Annotated in this window: 14 protein-coding genes; 6 read left to right on the top strand and 8 right to left on the bottom strand. The window is 40.2% G+C overall.

Annotated features, from left to right (window positions below):
- Window positions 1-92: 92 nt before the first annotated feature.
- From cobN to METLIM_RS08040, 5 genes are read right to left on the bottom strand one after another with little or no spacing between them, the layout of a single operon-like run.
- Entirely contained in the window at window positions 93-3,809 is a 3,717-nt protein-coding gene (gene cobN, locus METLIM_RS08060; protein ID WP_004077463.1) for a cobaltochelatase subunit CobN, read from the bottom strand.
- Window positions 3,810-3,827: 18 nt separating this feature from the next.
- Window positions 3,828-4,601, bottom strand: a complete 774-nt coding sequence (locus tag METLIM_RS08055) for an ABC transporter ATP-binding protein (protein ID WP_004077462.1) — start codon at window positions 4,599-4,601, stop codon at window positions 3,828-3,830.
- Window positions 4,595-5,686 carry a FecCD family ABC transporter permease gene (locus METLIM_RS08050; protein WP_004077461.1) on the bottom strand — a complete coding sequence of 364 codons (1,092 nt, stop codon included), beginning with the start codon at window positions 5,684-5,686 and terminating at the stop codon, window positions 4,595-4,597. The genes METLIM_RS08055 and METLIM_RS08050 overlap by 7 nt, the downstream gene beginning before the upstream one ends.
- Before the next feature lie 21 nt (window positions 5,687-5,707).
- On the bottom strand, window positions 5,708-6,946 hold the full coding sequence (locus METLIM_RS08045) for an ABC transporter substrate-binding protein (protein WP_004077460.1): 1,239 nt from the start codon (window positions 6,944-6,946) through the stop codon (window positions 5,708-5,710).
- Window positions 6,946-7,482, bottom strand: coding sequence for a hypothetical protein (locus METLIM_RS08040; protein WP_004077459.1), 537 nt, complete (start codon window positions 7,480-7,482; stop codon window positions 6,946-6,948). The genes METLIM_RS08045 and METLIM_RS08040 overlap by 1 nt, the downstream gene beginning before the upstream one ends.
- A gap of 303 nt (window positions 7,483-7,785) precedes the next feature.
- On the opposite strand from METLIM_RS08040, the gene METLIM_RS08035 reads away from it, so the two are divergent.
- Genes METLIM_RS08035 through METLIM_RS08015 form a run of 5 tightly spaced genes read left to right on the top strand, consistent with a single transcriptional unit; the run spans window position 7,786 to window position 16,790 of the window.
- Window positions 7,786-9,615 (top strand): DUF3344 domain-containing protein, encoded by a 1,830-nt coding sequence (locus METLIM_RS08035; RefSeq protein ID WP_169312374.1) that lies wholly within the window; start codon window positions 7,786-7,788, stop codon window positions 9,613-9,615.
- Entirely contained in the window at window positions 9,608-10,612 is a 1,005-nt protein-coding gene (locus METLIM_RS08030; protein WP_245543513.1) for a DUF3344 domain-containing protein, read from the top strand. The genes METLIM_RS08035 and METLIM_RS08030 overlap by 8 nt, the downstream gene beginning before the upstream one ends.
- 4 nt (window positions 10,613-10,616) lie before the next feature.
- Complete coding sequence (locus METLIM_RS08025; protein WP_004077456.1) at window positions 10,617-11,342, top strand: ABC transporter ATP-binding protein; 726 nt, start codon at window positions 10,617-10,619, stop codon at window positions 11,340-11,342.
- Entirely contained in the window at window positions 11,342-12,559 is a 1,218-nt protein-coding gene (locus METLIM_RS08020; RefSeq protein WP_004077455.1) for an ABC transporter permease, read from the top strand. Before METLIM_RS08025 ends, METLIM_RS08020 begins: the two co-directional genes overlap by 1 nt.
- Window positions 12,560-12,569: 10 nt before the next feature.
- Entirely contained in the window at window positions 12,570-16,790 is a 4,221-nt protein-coding gene (locus METLIM_RS08015; RefSeq protein WP_004077454.1) for a DUF3344 domain-containing protein, read from the top strand.
- A 457-nt stretch (window positions 16,791-17,247) separates the two neighbouring features.
- Here METLIM_RS08015 and METLIM_RS08005 read toward each other — a convergent pair whose 3' ends face one another.
- The 3 genes from METLIM_RS08005 to METLIM_RS15580 all read right to left on the bottom strand — a co-directional run bounded on the left by METLIM_RS08005 (window position 17,248) and on the right by METLIM_RS15580 (window position 23,085).
- A complete protein-coding gene (locus METLIM_RS08005; RefSeq protein WP_004077453.1) occupies window positions 17,248-21,123 on the bottom strand; it encodes a DUF3344 domain-containing protein in 3,876 nt (1,291 codons plus the stop codon).
- Between the two features lie 159 nt (window positions 21,124-21,282).
- Window positions 21,283-22,167 carry a nucleoside recognition domain-containing protein gene (locus METLIM_RS08000; RefSeq protein WP_245543512.1) on the bottom strand — a complete coding sequence of 295 codons (885 nt, stop codon included), beginning with the start codon at window positions 22,165-22,167 and terminating at the stop codon, window positions 21,283-21,285.
- A gap of 204 nt (window positions 22,168-22,371) precedes the next feature.
- Window positions 22,372-23,085, bottom strand: coding sequence for a hypothetical protein (locus METLIM_RS15580; RefSeq protein WP_157202263.1), 714 nt, complete (start codon window positions 23,083-23,085; stop codon window positions 22,372-22,374).
- A gap of 266 nt (window positions 23,086-23,351) precedes the next feature.
- Here METLIM_RS15580 and METLIM_RS07990 point away from each other — a divergent pair, with 266 nt between their 5' ends.
- A complete protein-coding gene (locus METLIM_RS07990; RefSeq protein WP_004077450.1) occupies window positions 23,352-23,870 on the top strand; it encodes a flavodoxin domain-containing protein in 519 nt (172 codons plus the stop codon).
- The last annotated feature ends 34 nt before the right edge of the window (window positions 23,871-23,904 follow it).

Raw genomic sequence — 23,904 nt, 5'->3', positions numbered from 1 at the left:
TGTTATTATTTGTTAATCATTAGCACAAATAAAAAATAATGGCTACGCACAAAAATTGTTTTAAATTTTGCTAACTGGAGCATGAATAAGTACTACCTTTCTCTGTGGATGTTAAGCTCCTTCAATGAATATACATCTATGGAACCACCCTGAATATTACCCCCGGAATCATCCATCCGGTCTTCAATATCGCCTTCAATATCCATGTATGCCTCTTTTAACCGGTCCAGAACATCGGGATCTGCATTCCATAAATTTCTTGCTTCTGCCTCTAAAAGTCTTCTTGAGATCTCCTCAAGTGCCCATGGATTTTTTTCCGAGAAAAAACTCCTGTTATCCTCATCAAGAACAAATGTCTCTGTAATATTATCAAATATTGAATCATCCACTTCTCCGGTTGTTGCTTCCCATCCGTAAACATGTGTTACTCTCTTTGAAATATCCCCGGCACCTTTATATCCATGTCTCTTCATTCCGTCAATCCATTTTGGATTTAACAGTTTTGTCCTGACAACACGCCGGATTTCATCGGCAATTGTTCTCACCTCAACCTCATCCCGGTGCCGCGTATCTCCATAATAAACAGGAACATCCTTATGTGATACTGACCTTGCTGCAATTGTAAGCCCGCCGTGATTGCCGAAATAACAGCAGCACCCAAGCAGATCATATTCATCCGTCATTGCAACATTGAAAGTCATATCTACGGATTTCAGGCTTAAAACCATATCATCTCCTGCCGGAGTTCCAAAATTATCCCTCCCGTAAGAATAGCTGTTCCACTCAAGGAAAATATCTGCAAGGTCCGCCTCTTCTTTCCAGGCGGAAGAATAAACAGCCAGATTTACTCCGTTTCCATAGGTCCCCGGGCGGTTGCCGAATATCCTTGATGTGGAGGGATTTTCCCTGCCATGTTTTCTCAGGAAATTAATCTCATCCGGCTCATCAAGGTTTAAAACTGCTTTTACAGCATCATCCATAAATTCAATGCAGTTGTAGAAATTATCCCGCATTATTCCGCTGATCTTAATTGTTACATCAATTCTTGGTCTGTTCAACTCATCATATGGAATGATCCTGAAAGAGACTACCTTGCCGGATTTCCACACCGGCTCAGCACCTATAAGTTTCAGAATCTGTGAAAATACCTCACCGTCACCCCACATAACATCAGTTGAAACCCAGTAAAATGCAATATTTTCTGGATATTTCCCATTATCATTAATGTACCTGTTAATGACCTCTTCAGCAAGACGGCTGCCTATTCTCCAGGCTGCCTTTGTCGGAACCCTGTATGGATCAAGAGAGTACATATTCCTGCCTGTCGGGAGAATTTCCGGATTTCCTCTTGTGACAAGTCCTGAAGGACCAGGCTCAATAAAACCACCGGAAATTCCGTTCAGAAGCGAACCAATCTCGTCAGTATTCTCAATTCTCTGATTTATGTCATTTATTTTCTCATAAAGCAGCCTGAATTCAGGTTCAAGTCCCGGAGAAAGAGCAACTCCAAAGAGATTTCTGGAAATTATTTCAGGTATTTCCCTGGATATTGTATATGAAATAAAAGATTTTGCAATCCCTTCAGATTCCTTTTTAATCTCAGGATCCACGGCAGAAGCAGGATTATCATTTCCCGGAGCACCAGTCTCCGCTTTTGCCTTATATATAAACTCCAGCAGTTCTCCTTCATATTCAAGTATGGAGTAAATCATCTCCGTCCTTCTGTCACCTTCAGGAAGATGCCCAAATATATGCATGCCATCCGGAATTTTAGTCTCATATGTCTCAGATACCACCTTGTGGGCAGCCTCAATGATCTCATCAAAGGAAGCTTCCATGTACTTCAGACCTCTTAAATTGATGGATAACCCGATTCCCGTCTCTTCAAGGAGATCTTCTATAGTATGTGTCAGGGCATGTGCACGTGCCTTGTCAGTCACAGCAGCCCGGCGATATTCGGAGATCTGATCTTCAAGCTCCTTTAAACTGCCATATAATTCGCTGTTTGCCATGACAGTCTGCATATGATTGACAATTGTTGCACAGGCACGCCTCTTTGCCGTTGTTCCTTCCGGAGGATTGTCAGAATTGTAGATATATAAATGCGGGATATTGCCGATTGCTATGTCCGGATAGCACGAACCGGAAAGACCTATGCTTTTTCCGGGAAGGAACTCAAGATTTCCATGAGTGCCGACATGGATTATAACATCTGCATCAAAGGTTTCACCAATGTAATTGTAAGTTGCAAGATACTGGTGGGTCGGGGGAATCTCCGGGTCATGGAGTAATTTGCAGGCCTTCCCATCACAACGCGAACCGGCACACCCTCTTTTGGGCTGAACACACACTATGGCATTTTCAAAATTCAACCCGCTCACAACAATTTTTCCATTGTAAACCATTGCAGGCGGGACACCATCTATCTCCTCACCCGGAGGATTGCCCCAGGTTTTAATCATATCTGACCGGACTTTCTCAGGAAGGGCAGAAAAAAACTGCATGTAATCATCAGGAGCTATAAGGGCCAGAGCACCACCTTTTTTGACGATCTCATCCACTGATGTCCACCGGAATTCTGATACTGCCTTCTTTGACATAATTTCATTTATCAGATCTTCACCTGATTCAGGCGCTCTTACATTATAGCCTTCCCTCTTCAGTGCCCTGAGAACATTGGATACACTCTCAAGGGTATCAAGATTTGCACCTGATCCAACAGTCCCTTCAGATGATGCACAGGGTTTGTTATGCAGAATAATTGCAATTTTTCTCTCTGCATTTGATTTTTTCGATAACCTCATCCACCTGAAAATGCGTTTTGAAAACCGGACTATTCGCTCTTCTGAAGGGAGGCGAAGATTTGTCTCAGCTCCGGATTCAGCATCTTTCTCGGCAAATGATACAGGGATCATCTCTGTCATCCCTGAAAACTCAGGAAGGGCAACTGTCCATGCCGCCTCCGAACCTGACATGCCGGATCTGGAACTGTGCCATTCTTCCTCAGTGTCATGATAAAATGTGAGTGGATGAAATACCGGAATACTAAGCTCTTTATAGCATCTGATAAGAGCATCCCGATCCCGGCTCTGGATGAAAGATCTCAGATCAATTAAAGCGTCAAGCTTTTCAGGCATATACCTTTTTATACATTCCTCTCCTGAAAGAGCACCGAGATCATCATCACTGCTGCTAAAGCAGAAGACAGCAGTAACATTTGAGAACTTTTCAAACTCCCTGATTAGGGCATCCACACTTCTTAAATCTCCGCAGATCCACTGGGACCTCAGGAAAATAATTCCGACATTATATTCATGCACCTTTCCCCTGTACATAAAATATTCATCAGAACTGTCAAAAATAAAAGGGCTGTCGGGGTGATATATGCCTTCCCAGCGTGTGACTGTGGGTTCATCATAATGCAGATCCATCCCAAGAACTTTTACTGCACAGAATGCAAGCATATTGTACAGATTCTCAAGCCCGCCGTAGAGAAAATATGTGCTCACCGCAGATACAACAGAAAGGGGAACTGTAGACGCCGACCAGAAAAGGTCAGAAAAACCATAGGAGATCACGGGAAGATCTTTTGGAAATCCTTCAATAATATCATCCCAGTAAGAATCATGAGAGGGGTGGATGAGAACAAGATCAGAATCAGCAAATGATTCAATACACGCTCTAACCTTACTATCATCCGCCTTTAATTCATAAACATTCCATGAAGTCAGATTAAAGTCTATTCTCTCAGCAGCCTTCTTCAGGAGTGATATCTCACTCCCCCATGAAATTAATGTAATATTAACCATGTCTGAATTATCCGGATATTATTTTAAAACAGGCTTTACAGGAATAATATACGGCCTGTCAAATTCCATATTTATTTTAACCTCAATTCCGTACACATCTCTGATAATATCATCCTTTAAAAGATCAGCAGGTGTTCCGAAACATTTCATTGACCCTTCGGAGAGCATGACTATTTTGTCACAGTAGCGTGCAGCAAGATTTAAATCATGCACCGAGACAATGACGGTCAGGCCCTTTTCATCTGCCAGCCTGCTTACAGTATCCATAACTTCCATCTGGTGCCGGATATCAAGATTGCTCGTAGGTTCATCCATCAGAATTACAGGTGTCTCCTGCACAATCGACCTTGCAATCATAACCCTCTGCCGTTCACCGCCGGAGAGTTCCTTAACTTTTCTGAATGCATAATCCTCAACTCCCAGCAGTTTCATCCCTCTGTAAACTTTCTCAGAATCTTCCGGACTTATATTCCAGTTCAGATGAGGCTTTCTGCCCATAAGAATGGTCTCAAAAACTCTTGATGAAAGACCGTCGGGGAGTGACTGCGGGACATATGCAATCTGTCTTGCAATATCTGTTCTGTCCATGGATGATATGGGAGAGCCAAAAATGCTGATCTCACCCTCAGGTTTTAATATCCCGTCAATGCACTTAATCAGAGTGGTTTTACCCGAACCATTGGGCCCTACAAGACCTAAAACCTCTCCTTTTTCCGCTTCAAAAGATATTCCGGAAAATACAGGTTTTTCCCGGTATGAGAAGGACAGATCTCTTACAGCTAGTGCTACCATCCGGAATCACTCCTTCTAAGAAAGAGATAAAGGAAGAACGGGACACCGAGAAATGCTGTCATTATCCCAACCGGAATTACAGAAGGATATATAATTATCCTGCTTAAATTGTCGGCACCCAGGAGAATTACTGATCCTACAAGTCCTGAAGCAGGGATAAGTACCCTGTGATCACTTCCGGTGATCATTCTGGTAATATGCGGTGCAACAAGTCCTATAAAGCCGATTGTTCCGGTAAAAGCAATAATTACAGCTGTAATTACTGATGCAATGAACATAAATACAGTCATTGACCTCTCAACAGGAACACCAATGCTCTTTGCAATTTCATCACCTTCCGCAAGGGCATTCAGGTCCCATGCTCTATAGATAACATACGGTGTAAGGATCAGAAGAACAACCGAGACAATGCCTAATTTCATCCATGTCGTCTGGTCAAGCGACCCAAACATCCAGTAAACAACAGCCGCAGCCTGATCAGATGTTCCAAAATACTGAAGAAGTGAAGTTACAGCAGAAAAGAGATACATAATGGCAATTCCGGCAAGTATCATTGAAGATGAATCAAGCCCTTTCTGCCTTGCCATTGCATAAATTCCAAATGATGCGAGCATTGAGAAGAGAAAGGCAAGAATTACAACAAACATGCTGCCTGACAGGAATGCAATACTACCAAAAAGAACAATGGCAACAGAAGCACCACATGATGCAGCAGATGCTATACCAAGCGTAAAAGGGCTTGCAAGCGGGTTTCTCAGTATTCCCTGCATAACAGTTCCGGCAATTGCAAGGCCAAACCCGGCAGCTATTGCAAAAAGGATTCGATGAAGCCTGATATCCCACACCACTATCTCTGCTGTACCCTGCTGTCCCGTAACAGTTCCGGAAATCAAAGAGGATAATCTTTCAGAAAGACCGTTTAAAAATGCCCTGTATGAATCAATAATTGAGAGATCACCTGAGCCTATAGTTATGCCATATCCGGCAAGGAATATTATCAGAGCAATAGCAACTAAAAAAAATATCTTCTTTTTTGCTTTTAACTCCCGGCATTTCTGGTTGAATTGGTCTTCATTGGTCGTCATGATAACAGATTTGCCGATATTTTAAGGAGAGACAAAAACCCCGTGCTCATTTAAGTCATAGTCAAGGCCCTGAAAATCAGAAAGATATTTCTGGTGAATCTCCTGCGGATCTATATCTGAGAATTTCTCCGGGTAGAACCATTTTGCAAGATAAAGAATACCGATAAAATGCTCAGGCCCCCCAAATATGTCATTATTGATTATATGAAAGCGGTTATCCTTTACTGCCGGAAGTGTGCTCCATCCGGTTCTGCTTTTAAGATCATTATACACCTGAAGGGTTTTAGAATTGTCATCATCAGCATAACCTCCAAAAGCAAGCTTTCCTGAGCCTGTAAGTTTTACTATTATTTCCGGACTGCCAAATAATATGGACTCAGGGTTAACCACCGGATATTCAGGTGTCGCATTACTGAAAATATTTTTACCACCGGCAATTGTTATCTTTTCATCATAACCGGACCCTTCGGCACAGCTTTTATAATCATCCCAGCTTTCAAAATAAACCCTGACTTTCTCATCTTCAGGAATTAAATCTGCAATATCCTGTACTGTGTTCATCTGTTTTTCATAAAATTCTGCAAATTCTTCGCCTTCCTCCTCACGGTCAGCAATGACAGATAATAACCTGACCTCATCTGCATAATTTTCCGGATTGAATAAATCAAAACGGAAAACCCGTATATCAGGGTTAAGGGATTGTATATTCTCCTGAATTTCATCAGATTTATCCTTCATAAAATCTGCATATATAAATACCGAGTCAGGTTCCAAAGATATTATTTTCTCAGTATCGGAAGACCATACGCTCCCGACATTTGGAAGATCTGCATATTCTGGGAAAAAGATATCATCTTCAAGAATATACTTCCCGACTCCCGCTATCTTTTCATCATCATAATCAAGTGACCGGAGGGTCTCAAGAATTTCAGAATTCATTATAACAGCCTTTCTTATCGGCTTGTACAGGGTAATTTCCTGCCCGGATGTATCTGCGACTGTCTTTGGCATCCCGTCCCAGTGATTATAGATATATACCCCATCTGCAAGTGAATAATCAGGAGAACCGGTTCCGTTATTTACAGAATATTTATCTGACAGGTAATTTAATATGGCCCTGCTTATCTCATTTTCGCTTATTACTCCGTTATTGTCCGTATCTTCCGGAAGAACAGATGCTACAGCCATAACTCCGTGGACAGAGCATGACATAATCAGTGTAATAAATGCAGTTATTAATATTGCCCGGATACAGTTCATTATTTACCACCTCTTCTTACAATAAATGCAATTAAACCCGGAATGATCAGAAATGATAAGAGCGAAATATTCAGAGGACTCTTTTCTGCCTCTGCTGGTTTGTCAGAATTAATATCATTTACAAAATTAGAATTATCACCTGACATACAATTTCCTGATTTATCATAAATTGCAGTAAATGCTCTGGAATTTTCAATATCTTCCACTATAACTGTAACCGGATTATCACAAATATCAGGACATTTTACATTAAAAGAGAATATTTCGTCTCCGGGAAGAGTGATTAACAGACTATTTCCTGTAATTCGGTACATATCATCCGGCATACCGGACCTGATAAGTTCAAAATTTCCGGGAAAACAGACTGCAAGAGCAGACAAAAAATCATTGGAACCTGTAACTGTAATTTCATATTCATCTTCCCCACCGGAAACGGGATATATTGAATATTTAATATCATCAGCCCCAGTACCTGCCGAAACTCCTGCAATACAGAAAGTCAGCAGTATTAAAAGTTCAAAATATCTGAATCTCATTATGACAATATCTGATATGATTTTAACTATTAATAAATTTTTTAAAAGTGTTACAGATTAAACATAAATAGATTTTTTTAAAATCAAGTGTTATCATTAATTATATTATGGATAATTCATATTGCAAAAAACAAAAAACCATAGAATATTTATATTTTCTGGAAATCTCTTCGTATATGAATAACATGATTTAAACAGAAGAATGTAAATTTCAGATTGTATCATCTGATTAGATTATAACTGATAAATGTAGCTTAAACCGTATAAATTAATACCATAAAACTTACAATAATGATACTTAATATGAGGGAAAAAAAGATAGTTGCTAACTTTGCCATAACAACAACAATATTATTATGTTTGTGCCTGTTATTATTTACTGTCCCTGTGGCTGCGGTATTTGAATTTGAAGGCATACCGCTGGAGATATCAGCTCAGGGCAAAGTCAGCGGTGAAATTCTTACGTTCGGAGATTATGGAGTGAGAGAACCTCCGGCAGAATTGTCTTTTAACCTCCCGTCCAATCCGGAAATGGCCAGAATTTATGTAGGAGTATGGGGTGGGACTGAAAAATATACCGGCAGCGCAGAGATTAATGTCAATAATCTCGAAAAGATAACATACAGACTCTTTGGTGAACGCGATAAAACCGGAAATATCTATGTTTCCGGCCATGGAGTTTACTGGATTGCAGATGACATTTCAGAATCGCTCCATCCCGGAGAAAATCACATATATATTAATACAAGCCGTGGTGAAGAGGGAAATAAACTTGATGGCAGACTGTACTGTGTATTTGTGGTTGCGGCAGTTGAGGATAACAGCGGTTATATCACCCAGTACTGGATTGCCGAAGGGAATGAAAACCTTCATGGAGAAGGATGGTCCGGAACTAATCCCACAAGACATGATTTCACAGAATATGTATTTGATGGAGCAAATCTGAATGGTCTTGAATCGGCAGAACTTACTGCGGTTATGCTTGCAACAAATAAAGGGCAACCGGATTATATAATTTTTAACGGGCAGGATCTTGGCATTGAACCAAATAATGCAGATGCTTATCCGGCAGGTGCTAGAGACATAGGAAATGAAATATCAATGGATGCCAATGGTGGTACCGGAACTGAAAGCAGATATGTCGATGCTGAAATATTCGATGTAACCGGACTTATCAGTGGAGATAATACCGTTATTTTTGAGAGGGGAAGAGACTCAGATGGTGATGGTAAGATGGATACATCAGGTACAATACCTGAAGGAGAAGACTATATCCATGCATGCAGCGCCATCCTGGCTATAAAAACAAAAGACGATTTATCACCAAAATTTCCGGATTATAGAATAGATTCTGTTACTACAGAGAATGCCTACGATGGAGAAGATGCAGTAATCAAAGCAGAAATACGAAATTATGGATTTTATTCAGCAGAACCTGTCACTGTTATATTCAGTATAAATGGAGTTGAAATAGGCAGTGAAACCATAACTCCTGAAAAGACAGGCATATTTAATGCACAAACCGGATGGAATGCAAAAAAAGGTGATCATAAACTGACGGCTGAGATTAGAGGTACTGATGTATTAGCCGGAGATAATTCTAAAAACCATATCTCTGAAAAACAGATTACCATTGGCACACTTCCGGACCTTTCTGTAAAAATACAGAAGCCATACAAAAAAGGTGAAGATAATGAAGAAACCGAGAAAACTCCATTATCGCCTCTGCCTCTGATAGGCGGACTTATTGGATTTTTTATGCTCCGGAATAATGGCCGGAAAAAAACAGCACTGATTATGGCATTACTGGTTGTTATATCATTTGCTGCAATAGCACTGCCTGTTTCAGCTGAAAGTCAGACATATTCTGAATATACACTTCCTATAGAGATTACCAACAGTGGAGGAAGCAGTGTTGATGAATATACCATAACCCTGTATATGGACGATGAAAAAGCTGCATTTAAGATAGTTTCAGAACCGATTCAGCCGGGTGAGAGCACGAAAGTAGATCTCTTCGTATTTACTGTTCCGGGAAATCATAAACTTAAGGCAATAATTAATGAAGACAGTTCCATGAAAGAATCTGACACTTCAAATAACATCTTTGAGGGATATTTTGAATTTGATTAAATATGAGGCAGTAATTTTAATTCTAATCTCTTTTGCAGCTGCATCATCAGCAACATATGCCGGTGACAATCCTATAACTACCGTATATAATGAAAAGATCAACGGAGGTTATATCTTCTCAACCGGAAACAGCACTTACAGCGGACAGTTGAACCCGGATGACAGTTACTCTGTATCATTTGATACAGCACTTCCGGAAAATTCCGAAGTGAAATTCAGCAGGGCATATGTGTACTGGGGATGGAGCAAAAACGGACAGTCAGCAGTTTATCCGGACATCTCACTATCAAGAACAGATGAAATAACGGGAGATATCAGCACTGATAATTCCGGAGATATCGCAGCAGAACTGAACAAAGTATCTGAATATACAGACAGCAAAGGATTTGTCAGCTCAAATGATTTCTTCTCAGGTGTTTATGCCTTTGAAACAGGAGACATTACTCCAGGTATAAATAAATTTATCCTGACAGCAGAAAACACCGGCGATAATGAGAGTACATTTGTAATACAGGGAATTGGCATCCTGGCTGTATATGAAGATCCTTCCGGGAAAACCGGGACTATATGGATAAATGAAGGGTGCGATATGCTCTCTGCAACATATGGGATTACTCCGGAGATGGCAACCGGAACTGCATTCTTTGAGGGAAACATTGAGAAAAGCAGGGTAAATTCTGCAAAGATGCATCTTATTGCACCTTCCGGCGGATATACCAGAACTGACACTCCTGAAAAAAATGCTGTTTATTTCAACAGGAAAGATGAAAATAAGATGCCCGGTTTCTTTGAATCAATTTTACTCATGCTCTTTCCGGGATACAACGGAAAAACCTGGACTGATGCATTTGATTCAGATGAAATACAGCAGATAGGCATTGACACCCGTGATGTGACGCCGTGGTTAAAGGAGAGCGGGAATTTTGTAAAAGTCCGTGATCAGGGAGATTACATGCTTTTCACAAACGCGATACTGTTTACTGAAGAGGAGACATAAAGAGATGCAGCTCTTAAAAACTGAAAAAATATCAAAAACCTATAACAATTCCCTGAATGCCCTCTCAGAAGTTAGTTTTACACTTGAAAAAGGTGAATTTACGGCAATTTCCGGACGGAGTGGAAGCGGGAAAAGTACATTAATGAATATTCTTGGCTGCCTTGACAGGCCCACATCCGGCAGTATATATATTAATTCAGAAACTGTGAATTATTCAGATACAGGAAAACTTGTACATCTCAGAAGAACAGTTTTTGGATTTATTTTTCAGCAGTTTAACCTGATACCAAATCTTACTGCAAAAGAGAATATCGAATATCCGCTGCTCTTTAACTACCATGACAAAAAGAGCAGATCTAAAAGGTCAACAGTTCTTCTTGAAAGAGTCGGACTTTCAGACAGGGCAAAGCATTATCCGTCAGAACTCTCCGGAGGAGAACAGCAGAGGGTCGCTATCGCAAGAGCACTAATTAATAACCCGTTAATTGTGCTTGCCGATGAGCCAACCGGAAATCTGGACCTTAGAACCGGACAGGAAATACTCGGGCTGATGCGTGAGATAAACAGGACGCAGAATACTACATTTCTTCTGGTTACACATGACAAAGACTGTGCTTCCTATACTGACCGGGTGATCACCCTTGCAGACGGAAAAATGATCTCAGATGAAAAAAGAGAGAATGACAATAAAGAACATCCTTTCAGCCGTGAACCGGATGGAGGTGCTTAATGTCCCGAATTGCTGACTTTGCAGTAATATCTGCAAGGCAGGTGTTAAGAAAACGGGCAAGGCTTTTCCTTACCGCACTGGGTATTGCCATAGGAGTTGCGGCTGTAATCGGTATTGTGTCACTCGGAGAGGGAATAAGATACCAGTCTGTCGAGATGATCAAGGACCAGTCAGATCTTACATTCATTGAAATCACCGGAGATATGCGTGGAGGAACTATAATACCGCTTACAGATTCAAAACTAAGTGCCATATCATCAGTTCCGGGAATTTCATATTCAGAACCGGTTCTGAAAGGGTCCTTTGCATCTGAAAGGCAGACATATCTGAGTGTGACCGGCATAGATCCGGGAGGCTTTAAAGAACTTTTTTCACCGGAATTCCAGAGTGGGGAGATTTATAAAGAGAATAGTTATGAAGTTATTCTTGGAAGTGATATTGCTGAAAAGTTAAGGCGGTACGAAGGAATAAGATATGGGGATACTTTCACTGTTCTTATAAGAGGATATGATGAATCAGGAATGCCTGAAGATCTAAAAGAAGAGCTGACTGTTGCAGGAATACTTCGGGAGAGAGGTGATGATACTGACAATCTGGTTATTATGGACAGGAATACTCTCCATGAGATTATAGAGTCCGGTGATTATTATGATTCTGTCTATGCAAGAGCCGTTTCACCTGAAGATGTATTCCCTGTTGCAGACAGTATAAAAGAGATGGGCCTTGGAGTCACAGGTTCATTTGAAGAGATTGAATCGGTAAACAGGCTGATGGATACGGTTATTCTTGTCCTCTCGTTTTTTACAGGAATTTCACTGATTATTGGTGCCCTTATGATCATCAACACAATGGTTATATCAGTATTTGAGAGAACACGGGAGATTGGGATAACTATGGCAGTCGGAGCTTCGCACAGGGATGTCATATTACTCATTCTCCTTGAGTGCCTGTACATCGGAATAATAGGCGGAATTCTCGGAGATGTTGCCGGAATTATTCTATCTGCCGGAATTAACACAATTGGAAAACCATTTGTCATCTCACAGATGGGTGAGGGTTTTTCAGGGTTTGCAGAAACTGACATCACCCTGATAACTCCTGAGCTGCTCGCTGCCGGAATAATAATAGCCGTCTTCCTTGCAATTGCCTCAGGCATTTATCCTGCAATAAAGGCATCAAGGCTAAACCCCGTTGAAGCAATCCGCTCTGTAAGGTGATGTGTGTAATATGACCCGGGATATCAAAGCAGAAAGTGAAAAAACAAGTCATTCCCACAAATTCGGAAATTCACGTGAGATACAGAATTCAAAAATAATTTTATTATTTTCTGTTTTTTTTGCCACACTTCTCTTATTCCCTCAGGCAGTCTCTGCTGACAGTTATGTGGGCGGTAAACCTCCTGAAACAATACATGACGGTGTTGTTTCCGGCGGACTATGGTTTGATTCCCTGCATGGTCCCGCAGGCTCATCCGGGCAGCCAAACAGCATAGAAAAAGAGTTCAGCATTCCGGAATTTGATAACATTGAATGGGCCCGCCTCTATGTTGTAGTTTACTGCGGCAATATGCAGAAGAATTATGAGGGTATTGCCGAGGTCAGCTTCAACGGCGGAGAAGGGACCAGAATCCTGGGTACTGAAATACTGGACAGGGAATATGTATTTGAGATGGATGGCGGAACAACCCCTGTAGAAGTAAACGGACACTGTAACCGCGTTTCAAGTGACTATCTGATGTGGTATGATGTTGCAGATGCAATTAAATCAGGAGATGTAACAGCATACGTAAGCACTGATAAGGCTCCGGGATATACTGGTACATTTGACGGGAGAATTAAAATCCTGACGCTTGTTGTGGCATACAATGACGGAGATAATGACGAGGTGTATTACTGGGTTAATCAGGGACATGATGTTCATTCCTATTATGTTGAAGATGATGGAAAGACATACGAAGGCAAAACCTCCTTTGATACAACAGATCTTCCTGAAGAATTCAGTGAAGATCCGGCAGCATATCTTTCAGCAGTCCATCTTGCAAGCGAAAACGGGATATATACATTCAACAACGGTTACCTTGATTCCAATCCATCACAGGGAGGTTACAGCGGTTCTCAGACATGGGATGTTACGGATTCTGTAACTGATTTCAGAAACAGCGTAATGACCTATTCAAGAGATGTTGACGAGGGGGCATTTTATAAGATAATTCTTGCAATGCTTTCTGTACGCTATCCCGGAGAAGATGCAGGGGATATAACTGTACAGTCTATTCCTTCCGGAGCTGAAATTATTCTTGACGGAGATAAGACCGGATTTAATACAAACTTCACAATAAAATCAGTTGAAACCGGCGAACACAAAGTGTCGGTAAGTCTTGAAGGTTATAAAGAACCAGATGAGAGAACAGTTAACGTTCAGAGAGGAGAAGAGAGCGTATCCGTATTTAAACTGGTGCCCCTGACCGGTTCAGTCAGCGTCTCTTCAGAACCTTCCGGAGCAAAAATATATCTTGACGGTACTGACACCGGAAAAATAACAGATTCGGAATTAGAAGAGATATTAGTTGGTGAGCATACTGTCTCAGTAAGTCTTGGAGGGTATGAACCTTCATCAAAAGAGATTACAGTTGATGAAGATGAAACCACAGATGTTTCCTTTACTCTCACGCCAATAACAAACGGAAACGAAGATGGTACATACGGATATTCCGGAAAAAAACTGAATGAATGGAAGACAGAGACTCTTAACGGCGGACTGATTATAGCAGATTCAGGCAGCTACAGTGGACTTCTGGATAATGGTGATTCAAAAGATTATCAAATTAAAGCCAGTATTCCAGAAAATGCTTCATTAAAGGAAGCAAGGCTTTACATCTATTATACCTGGTCACATGATACGGATAAGAGAACCGGCCTTAAACCTTCTGCTGAAGTTCTCTTTGATGGTTCACTGCTGCTGAAAGATGCTTCATATTCTGACAGAAAAGGGGAAGGAGTATATGATTATCTGGTTCAGACTGAGTGTTTTGACGTTACTGAAAAATTTGACCCCGAAAACGGAAACCTGATTTCGGTTAAAAATCAGGGAGGAGAGGATACAGCCTTTGCTGTGTACGGGGCACTTCTGGCAGTAGTATATGAAGATCCTGATGCTCCGCTTATTACGTACTGGATTGATGAGGGGTGTGATGCAGTTTTAGCATCAGATCAATTTGAAACAACAAGCGAGCAATGCACAACCACTGCAAAATTCAGTGGCAATATAATACAGAATTCCATAAATCAGTCAAGCCTGATTATAATAAGCACTGCTGCAACAGGGGAAAATGATGAAGACAATAAAATTATATTCAATGGCTGGGAATGGCAGAATTATCTTAAAGGTGGGGCCTCCTCGATATCACAGGCCACCCTTGACGCAAAAGCACTTATTAAAAATACCGAAAACCTGGCTGAAATTCAGAGCTACATAGCAACAGAAAATGGGGATTACCTTGAAAACAGGAATGCATTTTTAGTTGTTGAATATGATAACTCAAAAACGGCAGAGAGTATTGAAGAAGAAATAAAAAATGAATATGAAGATCTGTATAATTACGAATCCACAGAATTTTCACCCTCTTCATCTCCAGGAAGTTACCCCGCAAAATATCTAATCACGACTAAAAACGGTTATTCAGAACCTGTGCAGATAACTCACGACAATGGCACCCTGACTCTGATTATAAGTCAGGGAAGCAGGATAGAAGACAGTTTTGGGTATACTGTAAATCAGGTTCTGATAAGAGAGGAAACAATCAAAAACGAAACCCTATGGAAATACACAATCGGACCTATAGGATCCGGTTCTGACATTCCTATAAGGCTGAATGGAGCTTTCAGAGCCAGCAATTCCGGAACAGATTATGAATCAGATTCAGGAGAATATGAGTATAAATATTCTCTTCTGAGGCATTCCTCAGAAGAAGAAACAGAGGAGATAAGTGCCACATTTATAGACGGAAGTTTTTCAGCTTTAATTAATAATTTCGGCACTTATGAACTGATCCGGAGCAAAAGCCTGATAAATCAAAGTGATGAAAAAGAGGACGCTACGCCTGAAAGCAGTCAGTTTTACAAAAATTTATTCCTTAATGGAATTAATTATCTGTTTAATAAAGATGTTATTGGCAATCATTCAGCAACTGAAATATTATATAACAAATCAAAAGAGAAGGGAAATAAAGCTCTCATACAGACGCGGGAAAATATATCCTGCTTATATGAAAAAGCTGTTGTCAGAGAAAGACTGGATCTCTCTGCACAGCTCTTTAATCTCTCGGTTTATTCCAATCCTTCAGGTGCCGGGATCTATGTTGATGGTGACTATACCGGAAAGACAACTCCTGTAGTTATCAATGACCTTGCCGGGGGAAAGCACAGTATATCCCTTATATCATCAGGATATAAAACACTTGTAGAGAAGATTTTCCTGACCGGAGATTCTGAACTGACTTTTGACCTTGATTCCGGAAACAATCACCTTCTTGAAGAAAAAAAAGATGAATCCATTGCAACATATAATGACCTTCCTGATGTTGGCGGAATATATGTGACATCATCCATAGAAGGTGCTGATGTTTATATTGACGGCTATAATACCGGCATGACTACACCTGCGGTTTTCAATGGGCTTGGTTCTGGAAAACATACAGTTAAAATCAAAAAAGGAAAGATTGAGTTCAATAATGACAAAATCAAAATTCAGGTTGTGAAGAACCGAATTACAAGAGTTCAGTTTGACAATGCAAACCATTACTATCTAAATGCAGAGGTTGTCTCAGATAGTTATGAAGACCTGCCATTTACAGTAAACGGTAGGCCTCCTGAATATGAAATTCCAAAGACGGCCGAAGTAAACCTTGGATACTCATTCATTACAATTCTGAATAACGGAACATATCTCTCACACAGCATTAATGTATTCAGCGATGATGAAACCGAAAAGATAAATCCAAGGGATTACAGGTTTGGAAAAGTTTTTGTCGATTCAGTACCAGCAGGTGCTGAAATCTATGTTGACGGATTCGCCACCGGATACAGTACGCCCTATTCAATAGATAACATCTCTGACGGCAGGCATATTATTTCTGTATCCAGACCGGGCTACATTGATGAAGAGAAGGAGATTCTCTTCGCACCGGATATTTCAGATATTGATAAATCAGTTAAATTTATCCTTAAGCCATATCTGTACGGTTCACTTGAAGTGACAAGCACACCTCCCGGCGCTAAAATTTATCTTTATGGTAAAAATACAGGTGAGGTAACTCCGCAGATATTCAGATATATGGATCTTGGTGCGATTGACATCCGGATTGTCGGAGACAATAATGCAGTTCTTAGAGAGGATGTTATTATTGAACCTTATTCTCTTACAAGATGTAATGTCACCCTTTCAGGGTGAAATTGTATCTCATAAAAAGTCATTAATTACCAGCTGGTTCACAGATAATGAATGAAAAAGTACACTGGTTTATAGGAGCAAAGATCAAAATTAACAGCATTTCAAAAGAAATTCCTGCATATCAGCAGCATATAAATATATTAGTTTTTATGCAGCTACGTGGCTTAAATATAGAAAGGAGAGACTATTTGACCAGGGGGAATCGTCAATGCAGTTCATCAAATAAGATGAAAATAAAGCATAATTTGAGCTTAAATTAGACAATAGCCAATTATTAGATCATATTTTGTTCTCAGAAAACCTCTCAGGATTAAATCACGCACAATATACTGCCGGAAGAACCGAGAAAATCAAATACGTATGAATCAGAATCTTACGGACATAACAACATAAGCAATATTCCTGATAGTAAAGGCACTAAAATGAAGGCAATAAATTTATTTTTAAAAAATATTGATTATAGCTGGTTTATCCTGCCAATGAAGTACCAGGCTATCTTTGCTGCATCTCCCGTATCGACATATCCGTTGTCATTGAAATCAGCTTCCGGCAGTATCTCAGTGGTTTTCCCGGCTACCATATAAGCAACATTGGAAACGTCACCAATATCAACATATCCGTTTTTATTGAAATCTCCTCTCTGCGTTACAGTGAATGTCCCATCCTTAAAGCCCATATTATGATAAATAAATGATTTGTCACTCCATGATGCATTTTTGCCTTCAAATACACAGGTTTTACCGGCTTTGTCTGCCGCAGCTTTAACTATAAGGTCAATTACAGGTACATCACCGGCAGCTGTAATTCCCGCTGTGTTTGTAACAGCAAATTCCGCATAACCTGAAGTGAGATTTGCATACAATGAGGAATTTGTAATCACTGATTCATTTACAACTATATCAGTTATACTGGCAATTGAAGTATCCCAGGTTATTGTTGCAGCAACTCCTGCTGCATCTGTAATATTTCTTACAAAGACCGGAATAGTAACACTTCCATTATCATATATACTCATATCCGGAACTACAAATGACGGCTCTGAACTGTCAATATACTCAATCTTCAGGATTGATGCCATTGCATACATGTTGTCACCCTTTACAGGGTCATAGCTCTGCATTGCTGCGGTGTTTGCACCGTCCTTAAGAGCATCCTTTACATCATATGCTGAAAATCCAACCTGAGGTTTACTCTCATATTCGGGCCAGAAGCCTTCATATTCCATATCATTGAAGAAGAATCTGCTCTTATTCACATCGCCGGCACTTGCGAGGAGTGCAACAGATATAGCTGAAGAAACACCGGATGACTCAACATGGGTATATTCAGCAAAGGCTGTAGCCTCCTCACTTGTAACAGCATAATTTGAATAGGCATAGATCATGTCAAATTCTTCGTTTATGATAATGCTTCTCACCGGTTCTGAGGCAGATTCATAGACTAAAACAAGACTGGCTCCGTAGATGCCGTAGTTGTTGTCCGTATCATTGGTTATGACCATACTGTTGCCGGTTGTGTCAAATTCATCTGTCACGTCAAAGACATACAGGCCGTACGGATAGTCATAACTTCCAAAGCTCTTCTGGTCAGAATATTTCGCAACCGGAGAGACAGTCTCGCCATTAAACGCCAGGGTGTAAGCCGGGTCACTGCCTTTCTTGTTGTAGGTGTACGGCTGATAAAGGCGTGCTTCAGTTACAGTTGCACCTTCCGGAACAGGAAGATCGTCGTAAGTCCAGTTGAACTGCATCTCGGACCAGAAAGAACCGCTGTAGGCAGTATCTCCCGTAGAATACAGAAGATCATAATGTCCTTCAAATGAAGATACCGTCTCAAGGTCACTTCCGCCAGTATAGCTCTTGCCTTTATATCCGTTGTAAACAACAGTCTCTGAAATAGTCATCCGGTTGTTGGTCTCATCTGTTTCTGTGACTGATGAACCCGAGTCAGCAAGTGCAGTGATATTTACAGACTCTCCAAAGGAACGGATCTCAGGATCGATTATACTGATAGTTGTGCTGTTGCCGGCACCAAGTCCTGAAACAGGGACTGTAGTCATATTTCCGTTTACTGTAAATAAGACACTAAAGGAGTCTGATGCAGTTGTACCATTGTTCCTAACTACGGCAGTAACTGTATTTGGTTCATTTGCAAAAACCTCATTTGCATTTGAAGATAAGCTCACAATTTCAAGGTCAACAGATGGTGCAGATGAATACTCAATCTTCAGGATTGATGCCATTGCATACATGTTATCACCCTTTACCAGGTCATAGCTCTGCATTGCTACGGTGTTTGCACCGTCCTTAAGAGCATCCTTTACATCATATACTGAAAAACCAATCTGTGAAGTACTGTCGTAATCACTCCAGAATCCGGCATATTCATCCCCATTGAAGAAAAATTTACTTTTACCGGTTTCATCGGCATTTGCAAGTACTGCTATAGTAGTTGCTCCATCAACATTTTCTGAGTCAACATCTTCAAAATTAGAATAAGCGGTTGCTTCCTCACTTGATGCAGCATATTTTGCATACGAATAAAGATTGTCAAATTCCTCATTTATCCAGATCTTCTGGTAAGGTCCGGAATTATCCTGCTGATAGACCACAACAAGGAAACTGCCCCAGATTGCATAATTATTCTCCGCTTCAGGAGTCAGTGTGACACAGTTCCCGGATTTAACAAAAGAATCTGTCACATTATATACATACATACCGGAAGGAACATCATAATAGCCAAAATATTTCCTGTCCATATACTCTGATTCAGGATCATATTTCACACTGTTAAATTCAAGTGTAAAGGAAGGATCACTTTCCATGCTGTTCCAGGAATATCCCTGATAAAGGTAAGCACCAGCAATTTCAGCATTATCCGGAACCATAAGATCTTCATTACTCCAGGAATAGGTCTTTTCAGTCCAGTAAGCGCCATTGTAGGCAGTATTTCCGGATGAGTACAAAACATCAACATATCCTTCAAAATATGCTGTGGTATTCAGATCGCCGCCTCCGGTGTATCTCTTGCCCTTATAACCGTTGTAAACCGCAGTTTCAGTTATTTCAAGATAATTGTCTGATTCATCAGTTTCCAAGATTGCTTCACCGGAATCAGCAAAAACTGAGATATTGACACTCTGCCCGTCTGAAAATATTGACTCATCAAGAATTTCCACTGTTGTTGAATTTCCGGCGCCAAGGCTTTCTGCTTCAATTTTTGTGACACTTCCAGCAATATTAAAGGAAACTTCAAATGGCCCTGAAGCATCTGTGCCATTGTTTTTAATCTCAGCTATAATTGTATTCGGTTCACTTGCGAAAACCTCATTTGCATTGCTCTTAAGGCTCAATACTTCAAGATTTACATCAGATTCCGGATAGCTTACACACATTGCGGAAATAATAATTTTATAATACGAGCCTGTCCTGTCATACTCAAAGGCATTGGATTCACCTGCGCTAATTACTCCACCAATATCCCAGGTATTATTACCAAAAAAAGCACCTACAGGCGTTCCGGAAGTGAGAACATCACTGTTAAATGAATATGTCCCGTCTTCACTTACCAGATAAATTGACGAAAGATTTGCGCCTGCAAAACCATCGTCAGCAGATGATAAATCATATGTTACTGAACCTGTGTATGATTCATCATAATGTGAAACAACATCGTGGCCCTGCTTAATCCAGTACATGACTTCTTCCCCGTCTCCGTCATCATAGGCAATCAAAAGAACAACTGCTTTTATTCTTCCGTCAAAAGTGCTGTCAACCTTGGATGTCCATGCCTTAACTCCAACATTTTCAGAAGAGATCTGATCTTTTACATCATACCAGACAAGATAATCACTTGTAACACGGTTACAGTGGTCATTTACTTCAACCGGCCCTGTGCCACCTTCACCAGGGAAAGAATATGGTACATTAAACTCCTGTATGCCCAGCAGATCATAGCTGTCATCTCCGTCACCGTCGAATTCAACCGTAAGATTGCCTCTTCTGTTATCTTCCATATTTCCACAGTAAACAACGGCATAGAGTCTTGCCCATTTTATATCCGTGGTTTCCGGGAGTGTAAATTCCTTCTCTGCTGAAGTTTCCATCGCGTGGTAAGAATCAAACCAGATTCCGCCGGAAACAGTTCCTGTTTTAACATCTGAAAGCTCAATTCCTCCGACATAACTGTCTGCCGAAACCACCCCACAAATTGAGATAAATCCAATAATAATAAGAAATATCAACAATTTACTTAAAAATAATGAGTTCCCGGAGATATCGGGATCAACAGATATTTTTTTTAACCCACACAAAGTAATATTTTTTTCAATCATTTTAACACATCATGAATACAATCATGTAGTTATTAATACCAAATATAATTTTTTAAATAATCTCAAAAAAGTCATTCATGAAACAGTGAACTGTTTCATAGGAGTAAATCATATCCGCCCATAGATATACAAATATAAATAATCGTACATAAACTGATCTTAAAAGAGGACAAAAACCAGAACAATAGTTATTATTTTTGCCAACATGCTTACAGCATATGTCTTACATGTAATAATAAATCCATCTTTGCCAAAAAGTGAAAGGTACAGTGGGAAAGAATATTTAAGATATATTATTGTAATTACCACCATACTACCCATAACGAGAGTAACCAATGCCTGTTCCATATTCAGAACCCCGGTTTCCATCAGGGTACCAACAATTGCATATCCGGCAGAAAAATGCATAAACTGAGCAACAAGAGCCGCTGTACTCTCACCGGGAAGTCCGATAAGATTTAATACAGGACCAAAGATGGAAGCTATCATATCCATAAATCCGGCAAGGGATAAAAGATAAAATATCATTATTGCACCCGCAGTTATAGGAATTATCTTTTTAAGCCTCGGTAGAGATTTCTGAACCCCTGCTTTTAAAGTCACGCGGTTTATTTTTTTCAAACCGGAATCTGCATCACGAACGATGGATTTTGAACCTACAGGCTCAGTATTTTTTTCAACAAACATATGGCTGTATATCACTGCCCCGGCAGCCTGAATAAAGGATGAAAACAGATTCAACAAAGTATATATTATTCCGGTAACAGGGCCAAGAAGAACTATTGCGGTTGGAAACTGAACCCTTAAAAGAGATTCACCAAGCACTGTTGGAAATGTTCCGATTAACAAAGACGGAACAATCTCCTTCTGACTGATTTTACCTTCGCGATAATATTCGGCAAGAATTGATTTTCCGGCTGTGGAATTAATGGCCATTGACACTATTGATAATGAAGATGCATATGAAAGACCCGATATCCTGCTTAAAGGTCTGCTTATTATCTCAAATTTCCTAATCAGACCGGTTTCATTCAGTATATTCACAAATATTATTCCAATACTAATAAGAACGACAGCTTTGATTAAATATTCCAGAATAATAAAAAAGGAGACGTAGTAAGACATATTTTATTAAATGTACCCTATAGTCAGAATAATTAATTAATAATTCTCATTTTGAATCAGCAAAAATGCAATCATTCGGATAACTGTGGCAGATAGTTGGATAATCCATAAAATGTAGTAAAGTCAGTCCTTTTTGCGCAGGACAAAAAATACCAGAAATAAAATTCCAATTGCAAGTACAGGAACACCTGCCGGAAGAGCAGATTTTTCAGAAGATGAAGGCTGTACATCTCCGGCGCTTTCTTCGGTTCCAGTAACCACTGCATCCGCATCACTGATATTTTCCATACTGCTGACAGAAACGGCACCGGATTCAGATTCAGATTCAGTTTTCATCACAGAGATAGCATCTTCAGTTTTTTCACCCCCGGTTCCTGCAACCACCCCCGTTTTAGCCGTAATCATTCCGCCTTCTGCTCCGGCAGTCACATATGGCCGTACAATCTTTACAACCGTCATGGAATAGTCGGCGGATGAAATATCATTCAGACCTACAGGTCTGCTTGCAGCATAAACCCTGTATAATCCCGGATCAGGCGTGCCTGAAGCCGTGGAAGTATCCCATTTATAATTCCACCTGCCACTGTTTACTGTAACCCTTACAAAACTGCCGGGATCATCAGTAACAACCGCAGACTGAATGTCTTCAGGGTTTGCACCGCCGGATGGAAGATTTGGCCCTGCAACAAAGAGATATACATAATCTGAAGGTGAACTGCCCCCAAGACTGATGACATCTCCGGCATAGAAATCTTCTGCTGACGAAGGAGAAATAAATATCAGACATATAATAATAAATATGACAGAGGCAACTCTAAAAACAGAATTTTTATTCAAACCGGAATAATTCATGTAATTCTGAATTGGATCTTAAATACCAAATAACCTTCGCCTGAAATAATTCAGGAACAATAAGCAGGCGAATCCCTTTACAAATCTGCGGGAACAACCTTAGTTTATAATAGTCATCCCTGTACTGGTAATTCAGCCTGTACAAAGATAAAAGATGAAACATTATGATAATCGATACAGACATTTCATGAAGAGATCAATCTGACGATAGCAGACTATAAACAGTTTAAACTGCATAAATACCGGGATATATGATACCCGGAAAAGTGCTCGTGGCATATGCTACACGATACGGTTCAACCAAAGATATAGCCGAAGCAGTCTCAAAAACAATCAGAGAAATGGGCATTGAAACGGACTGTATGGATATCAATTCAATCAACCCTGAAAACCTCTCTGATTATGATGCCTTTTTTGTCGGAAGTCCGCTTCACCTTGGAAAATGGCTTCCGGAAGCAAAGGAATTCATGCAGTTCCGAAGAGACATCCTGAATAAAAAACCGGTTTTTATTTTTACATGCGGAATTACAATCAAAGATAAGACAGAGCATATTCTGAAAAAAGCTGAATTTGCAATATATGAATTCTCAGAATACATAAAGATAGATGAAAAGGGATTTTTCCCCGGAAAACTGACAGTTTCAGATCTAAATGAATCTGACAGCCAGATTGTCCGCCTTGCAGGAGTTGGCGAAGGAGATTTCACAGATACTGTATCTGTCATAATATGGACAAAAGATATCGCAGATAAATATTTTGTAGATGAATAATTCAGAGATGATAATTCAATATATTTTGGGTGTA

This window comes from Methanoplanus limicola DSM 2279, assembly GCF_000243255.1.
In the GTDB taxonomy this organism is placed as follows: domain Archaea; phylum Halobacteriota; class Methanomicrobia; order Methanomicrobiales; family Methanomicrobiaceae; genus Methanoplanus; species Methanoplanus limicola.
This window is presented reverse-complemented; position numbering and strand designations above follow the sequence as displayed.

Excerpts from the sequence above, each read along its gene's own strand:
- cobN (WP_004077463.1), bottom strand. The coding sequence starts at position 3,809 with ATGGTTAATATTACATTAATTTCATGGGGGAGTGAGATATCACTCCTG.
- METLIM_RS08055 (WP_004077462.1), bottom strand. The coding sequence starts at position 4,601 with ATGGTAGCACTAGCTGTAAGAGATCTGTCCTTCTCATACCGGGAAAAA.
- METLIM_RS08050 (WP_004077461.1), bottom strand. The coding sequence starts at position 5,686 with ATGACGACCAATGAAGACCAATTCAACCAGAAATGCCGGGAGTTAAAA.
- METLIM_RS08045 (WP_004077460.1), bottom strand. The coding sequence starts at position 6,946 with ATGAACTGTATCCGGGCAATATTAATAACTGCATTTATTACACTGATT.
- METLIM_RS08040 (WP_004077459.1), bottom strand. The coding sequence starts at position 7,482 with ATGAGATTCAGATATTTTGAACTTTTAATACTGCTGACTTTCTGTATT.
- METLIM_RS08035 (WP_169312374.1), top strand. The coding sequence starts at position 7,786 with ATGAGGGAAAAAAAGATAGTTGCTAACTTTGCCATAACAACAACAATA.
- METLIM_RS08025 (WP_004077456.1), top strand. The coding sequence starts at position 10,617 with ATGCAGCTCTTAAAAACTGAAAAAATATCAAAAACCTATAACAATTCC.
- METLIM_RS08020 (WP_004077455.1), top strand. The coding sequence starts at position 11,342 with ATGTCCCGAATTGCTGACTTTGCAGTAATATCTGCAAGGCAGGTGTTA.
- METLIM_RS08015 (WP_004077454.1), top strand. The coding sequence starts at position 12,570 with ATGACCCGGGATATCAAAGCAGAAAGTGAAAAAACAAGTCATTCCCAC.
- METLIM_RS08005 (WP_004077453.1), bottom strand. The coding sequence starts at position 21,123 with ATGATTGAAAAAAATATTACTTTGTGTGGGTTAAAAAAAATATCTGTT.
- METLIM_RS07990 (WP_004077450.1), top strand. The coding sequence starts at position 23,352 with ATGATACCCGGAAAAGTGCTCGTGGCATATGCTACACGATACGGTTCA.